The organism is Phenylobacterium sp., assembly GCF_036263695.1.
Lineage (GTDB): Bacteria > Pseudomonadota > Alphaproteobacteria > Caulobacterales > Caulobacteraceae > Phenylobacterium.
This window is the reverse complement of sequence record NZ_DATAGM010000485.1, coordinates 1-5,515: the sequence shown is the minus strand read 5'-3', so window position 1 is coordinate 5,515 and position 5,515 is coordinate 1. Positions and strand designations below refer to the sequence as shown.

Sequence of the window (5,515 nt, the reverse complement as noted above, 5' to 3'; positions counted from 1 at the left end):
GGTGTGGTTGATTGGGAACGTCGGCAGCATGGGGATGCCGATCTGGCGCACATAGACGCCGGTCAGGGTGGCGATCTTGCCGGCCGGGCCGTCGGCGACGCTGAGCGTGATGTCCACGTTCGGGTCCGCGGTTTGCTGCAGCTGTTCGCGCACGCGCGTCTCCAGCTGGGTCTCTGTCAGGTTCGGGTTCAGCATCAGGTCGCGCGCGGCGATCTCCATCGCATAGCGGGTCGCCGACAGGCAGTGCTGCGTCCAGCCGAACTCGAAGATGCCGAACAGCATGACGACGAACACCGGCAGGGCCAGCGCGAACTCGGCCGCGGTGGCGCCGCTGCGGTCGCCAAGCCAGCGCCGGGCCCGTTTAGCGGACACGGACGACGCGCTCCGCGGTCTGGTGCGGAGTGAACATCGACTCCGGCGCCGTGCCGGACGCGGTCAGGTGCACATAGACCGACGGCGGGGCGTTGTTGGCGCACATGTTGGTGCAGATCGTCACCGTCGTGCCGCAGCGGCAGATTCGCTCGGACGTCACCACCGCGTCCTCCGGCGCGTTGCGCCAGGCGTCGGCGGCGGCGGTCTTGGCGATCGCGTCGCTCGGGCCGCCGTTCATGTAGTACTCGGCGCCGACCTCCAGGGCCGCCCGCATGTCCTGCTGGCGGCTGGCCACGTCCCAGGCGGCGAAGGACACCGCTGCCATGCCGCCGATGATCGGGGCGACGAAGGCCAGTTCGAGGATGGCCGCGCCGCGCTGGTCGCGCCAGAAAGTCATGAGCTTGCGCATGGTCACTCCGTAAGCTTGACGAGTGAGAGGACGGGGATCGGCCGAATGCCGTAGTCGGTGCAGTCGGCGGAGATGGAGGTGTTGCCGGTCCAGACGATGGTGCTCGCGACGATCTGGGTGCAGCCGTTCTCGCCGGAGAAGTTGCCGTTGTAGCGGATGTCCCGGCTAGGGAAGTACAGCGCCCCGGTCATCTTCGAGTCGGCCGTGCCGTTGAAGGTGACGTTCCCGAGGCTGTTACGGGCGCCGAAGAACAGCAACCCCGCGTAGGGCGAGCCGCTGCTGGGGCCGGGCGCCTTGAGGGTCATCTTGGCGTTGCTGTTTATCGTCAGCCCGGCTCCAGCCCCCAGGTAGAAGGTGACTCCGTTCCCGGTGATGTTGGCGTGAGCCCCGATCCGCAGGTTGCCGCCCGAGATGTAATAGACGCCGGGCGCCAGGGTGGTGTTGCCGTCCAGGTCCAACCCGTTGCAGTAGCGCACGTTGGGCAAGGGGCCGTAGTTGGCGTTCCGGCAGGGACCGGACGGCAGCGCCGGCTCGGGGACGTTGGCGTAAGGGTCGGCGACGGGCGGCGCATTCTCCACCGGCTCCTCGCACTCGCTCATGGTGATGGATCCGCTGGCGAGCACGCCGCCGACCGCGATCAGGCAGTCGGTGGAGACGATGGTCGCGCCCTGCACCGCCAGCGCGTCGCTGGCGACCGAGTTGGCCATCACGCTGCAGCCGTTGAGCGTAACCGTGGAGGAGCCCTGGAACTGAGCCGCGCTGCCCTGGGTCGGGTGCAGGGCGAGCACGCAGGCGGTGCTGGCGTTGTTGAAGGCCGCCACCGCCCGGGTGGCGATCAGCACCTGACCCTGGGAGAAGATCTTGGTGAAGAACCGGTCGCCGTTGAAGGTCAGCCGCACCTCCACCGCCTGCCCGCCCGTAGACGGGCCGGAGATCGGCGGCGCGTAGACCTGGATGGTCCCGGCCGAGGACGCGTAGCCGTTCTCCTCGGCCGCCTGGGTGGCGATGGTGGTCACCAGCGCCGCGTCCGAGCCGCTGCGCCGCTCCATCGCCCCGGCATGGGCGGCGCTGTCGGCGGCGGCCTGGAGCTGCAGGCGCTTGTAGTGCCAGTAGGTGGTCTCGACGCCGAGGCCGGCGGAACCGATCACCAGGGGCAGGACCAGCGCGAACAGCACGGCCACGTTGCCGCCCTCGGCGCGGCCGAAACGGCGGGCCTCGGCCGGCTTGTGTCGGGTTGCAGACGGATAGCGCATGCCGCCATCTTTGCGGCGGGCATGCTGAAACCGGCGATAAGTCCGATGGTTAACGGACCTCGCCATGTCGTCGGGCGCGGATTCCGCGGCGTCCTGCGGGAATAGCGGCAATCCCTAAACGCCGCCTGAACGGATGACCTTACCTGCGGCGGCCCAAGGTCCGGGAAAGACAGCGCTTTTCGGCCCAACTATGGCTCACGCCCGCTCCTGCGCGGAAGGGACTCGCGCGCGTATAGGCGCAGGCGCCTGGAGGCGGCCGGAGGTTAATTTTGGGGGGCGAAACTCGCCTGACCTGCGACAGCCTGCCGCAGCATTTTAACGAGTCAGCCGCGGCGGGAGGCCTTCTCATCGACCCCGGAACGGCCTTCGCGGGCCTCCAGCTGGGCTGCCACGGCGTCCAGATCGACCCCCGAGGCGGTCAGGACGACCAGCCAGTGGTAAAGCAGGTCGGCGCTTTCGGCGGTCAGCGCGGCGGGATCGCCCTGCACGGCGGCGATCACCGTCTCCACGGCCTCTTCACCCATCTTCTTGGCGGCGCGGGCGGGGTCGGCCAGCAGCCCGGCGGTGTAAGAGCTGGCGGGATCCGCGCCCTTGCGGCTCTCGATCACGGCGGAGAGGCGCGTCAGCACCTCGGCCAGACGGCTCATGCGGCGGCTCCCGTCTGGCGGACGGCGACGCCCGCGGCGGCCATGGCGGTCTTCACCTCGCCCACCGAGACCTCGCCGAAGTGGAAGATCGAGGCGGCGAGCACGGCGTCGGCCCCGCCGACCTTCACCGCATCGACCATGTGCTGCGCGTTTCCGGCTCCGCCCGAGGCGATCACCGGCACGGAGACCGCGCTGGAAACCGCCTTCAGCAGGTCGAGGTCGTAGCCGGTCTTGGCGCCGTCGCGATCCATGGACGTCAGCAGGATCTCGCCCGCCCCGTACTTCACCGCATCGACGGCGTATGCGACCACGTTGAGGCCCGTCGCCTTGCGCCCGCCGTAGGTGAACACCTCCCAGCAATCGTTGCGGCCATCGCAGCCCGCCCCGGCGGGTCCATGCTTGGCGTCAATGGCGACGACCGTCGCCTGGGAGCCGAACGCGTCAGCTATCTCGCTGATCAGCCTGCGGTTCTCCACCGCCGAGGTGTTGATGCTGACCTTGTCCGCGCCGGCCAGCAGCAGTCGGCGGGCGTCCTCCACCGAACGGATCCCGCCGCCGACCGACAGCGGCATGAAGCACACGTCGGCGGTGCGGCGGACGACGTCCAAGATGGTGTCCCGGCGCTCGTGGCTGGCGGTGATATCCAGGAACATCAGCTCGTCGGCCCCGGCCGCATCGTAGGCTCTCGCCTGTTCGACAGGGTCGCCTGCGTCGCGCAGCGAGACGAACTGGACGCCCTTCACCACCCGGCCATCCTTCACGTCGAGGCACGGGATGACCCGGACCTTCAGCATCAGGCGGCGGCCCTCAGGGCCTCGTCGGCGGTGATCGCGCCGGTGTAGAGCGCTCGGCCGAGCACCGCGCCGGAAATCGGCCGGCCCTCCCGGGCCTTCAGCTTTTCGATGTCCTTGACCGAAGCCAAGCCCCCCGCGGCGATCACCGGGATCGAGACCGCGTCGGCCATGGCCCCGAACACCTCGACATTGAAGCCCATCAGGGCGCCGTCGCGGTCGATGTCGGTGACGATCAGGGCGCCGACGCCGGCGTCCTCGAACTGCTTGGCGACGGTGACCGCGTCCAAGTCGGAGTCCTCCGTCCAGCCCTGGACGGCGACCTTGCCGGCGCGGACGTCGACGCTGACGGCGATCTGCTCGGGGAACTGGCGGGCCGCCTCGCGCACGATCTCGGGCTCGCGCACCGCCACCGTGCCGAGGATCACCCGCGAGACCCCGGCCTCGATCCAACGCTCGATGTCGGCCAGCGTGCGGATGCCGCCGCCCAGCTGCACGGGTATCGAGACGGCGCCGAGGATGGCCTTCACCGCGTCGGCGTTGACCGCGCGGCCCTCGACCGCGCCGTTCAGGTCGACCACGTGGATCCAGTGGAAGCCGGCGTCCGCAAACGTGCGGGCCTGGTCGGCGGGCGAGGTGTTGAACACTGTCGCCTTGCCGAGGTCCCCGTGCAGCACGCGTACGCAGACGCCGTCCTTCAGGTCGATGGCGGGATAAAGGATCACGGTCGCCACTCCAGGAAACGGGTGAGCAAGGCCAGGCCGGCGGCCTGCGACTTCTCGGGGTGGAATTGCACGCCGGCCACGTTGTCCCGCTGGACCGCGGCGGCGAAACGCTCGCCGTGCTCGGCCCAGGCGGTGACGTCGCCCTCGTCCGCTGGCGCGAAGGCGAACGAGTGGGTGAAATACATCGGCCGGCCCTCGGCCCCGTCCAGCACGTCGCTGGTCCGGGCGAGGGTGAGGTCGTTCCACCCCATGTGCGGGACCTTCAGCTGCGGGTCGCCGGGCTCGAGCCTGCGCACATCGCCGGCGATCCAGTTCAGGCCCGGTGTCTCGCCGAACTCCAGGCCGCGGGTGGCCAACAGCTGCATGCCAACGCAGACGCCGAGGAACGGCACGCCGCGTTTCTGTACCGCTTCGCTCATAGCCTCGGTCAGGCCGGGCCGGGCGCCCAGTGCGGACATGCAGGCCGCGAAGGCGCCGACTCCCGGCAGTACGATCCGGTCGGCGGAGGCGATCTTGTCCGGATCGCAGGTGACTTCGATCCGCCCGCCGATGGCCGAGCTATCCGCGGCTCTCACCAGCGCTTTTTCGGCCGAGCGGAGATTGCCCGACCCGTAGTCGATCAGGGCGACGCTCTGCATCTTGGATTTATCCTTCAGAGCACGCCCTTCGTGGAGGGGGCGTGGCCGTGGGTCTTGGGATCGAGCTCGACGGCCATCCGGAGCGCGCGCGCCAGGGCCTTGAAGCCGCTCTCGGCGATGTGGTGGGTGTTGTCCCCGTACAGCGTCTCCAGGTGCACGCAGGCGCCCGCGTTCATCGCGAACGCGTGGTGGAATTCCTTGAAGAGCTCGGTGTCCATCTCGCCGACCTTCGGTCGCGCGAAAGCGACCTTCCAGATCAGGTAGGGCCGATTGGATAGGTCGAGGGCGCAGCGGGTCAGCGTCTCGTCCATGGGAATGTAGGCATGGCCGAACCGCCGGACGCCCCTGAAGCCGTCCAGCGCCTTGTTCACCGCCTGACCGATCACAATGCCGGTGTCCTCCACGGTGTGGTGCATGTCGATGTGCAGGTCGCCCTTGGTGGCGACCTTCATGTCGATGCCGCCGTGCCGGGCGAAGCTCTCCAGCATGTGGTCGAAGAAGCCGATGCCGGTGGAGATTTCCGAGCGGCCGGAGCCGTCGAGATCCAGCTCCACCCGGATCTGGGTCTCCTTGGTCTCGCGGACGACCTCAGCCGTGCGGGCCATGGCGGTTCAAAGTCCTTCGCGGGCGGCCAAGTCCTTCAGCGGAACCTGGGGCCGTGGGCCATAGTGCGAGATCAC

At 69.0% G+C, this 5,515-nt stretch carries 8 protein-coding genes; all 8 read right to left on the bottom strand.

Features of this window, described 5'->3' with window-relative positions; translation table 11 throughout:
• A partial coding sequence (locus tag VHK87_RS19405) for a TadE/TadG family type IV pilus assembly protein (protein ID WP_329636542.1) occupies positions 1-372 on the bottom strand: 372 nt, incomplete at its 3' end.
• Positions 362-781: a hypothetical protein gene (locus VHK87_RS19400; RefSeq protein ID WP_329636541.1), complete on the bottom strand. Its 420-nt coding sequence runs from the start codon at positions 779-781 to the stop codon at positions 362-364. The genes VHK87_RS19405 and VHK87_RS19400, both read right to left, overlap by 11 nt.
• A gap of 2 nt (positions 782-783) precedes the next feature.
• Positions 784-2,034 carry a pilus assembly protein TadG-related protein gene (locus VHK87_RS19395; RefSeq protein ID WP_329636540.1) on the bottom strand — a complete coding sequence of 417 codons (1,251 nt, stop codon included), beginning with the start codon at positions 2,032-2,034 and terminating at the stop codon, positions 784-786.
• Positions 2,035-2,357: 323 nt separating this feature from the next.
• On the bottom strand, positions 2,358-2,681 hold the full coding sequence (locus VHK87_RS19390) for a phosphoribosyl-ATP diphosphatase (protein ID WP_329636539.1): 324 nt from the start codon (positions 2,679-2,681) through the stop codon (positions 2,358-2,360).
• Positions 2,678-3,478 (bottom strand): imidazole glycerol phosphate synthase subunit HisF, encoded by an 801-nt coding sequence (gene hisF / locus VHK87_RS19385; RefSeq protein WP_349256856.1) that lies wholly within the window; start codon positions 3,476-3,478, stop codon positions 2,678-2,680. The genes VHK87_RS19390 and hisF overlap by 4 nt, the downstream gene beginning before the upstream one ends.
• Entirely contained in the window at positions 3,475-4,197 is a 723-nt protein-coding gene (gene hisA / locus VHK87_RS19380) for a 1-(5-phosphoribosyl)-5-[(5-phosphoribosylamino)methylideneamino]imidazole-4-carboxamide isomerase (protein WP_329636537.1), read from the bottom strand. The genes hisF and hisA overlap by 4 nt, the downstream gene beginning before the upstream one ends.
• Positions 4,194-4,835, bottom strand: a complete 642-nt coding sequence (gene hisH, locus VHK87_RS19375) for an imidazole glycerol phosphate synthase subunit HisH (RefSeq protein WP_329636536.1) — start codon at positions 4,833-4,835, stop codon at positions 4,194-4,196. The genes hisA and hisH overlap by 4 nt, the downstream gene beginning before the upstream one ends.
• Before the next feature lie 14 nt (positions 4,836-4,849).
• A complete protein-coding gene (hisB, locus tag VHK87_RS19370) occupies positions 4,850-5,440 on the bottom strand; it encodes an imidazoleglycerol-phosphate dehydratase HisB (RefSeq protein WP_329636535.1) in 591 nt (196 codons plus the stop codon).
• Positions 5,441-5,515: the final 75 nt, after the last annotated feature.

Coding starts and splice junctions, on each gene's coding strand:
- VHK87_RS19395 (WP_329636540.1), bottom strand. CDS start 2,034: ATGCGCTATCCGTCTGCAACCCGACACAAGCCGGCCGAGGCCCGCCGT.
- VHK87_RS19400 (WP_329636541.1), bottom strand. CDS start 781: ATGCGCAAGCTCATGACTTTCTGGCGCGACCAGCGCGGCGCGGCCATC.
- hisB (WP_329636535.1), bottom strand. CDS start 5,440: ATGGCCCGCACGGCTGAGGTCGTCCGCGAGACCAAGGAGACCCAGATC.
- VHK87_RS19390 (WP_329636539.1), bottom strand. CDS start 2,681: ATGAGCCGTCTGGCCGAGGTGCTGACGCGCCTCTCCGCCGTGATCGAG.
- hisH (WP_329636536.1), bottom strand. CDS start 4,835: ATGCAGAGCGTCGCCCTGATCGACTACGGGTCGGGCAATCTCCGCTCG.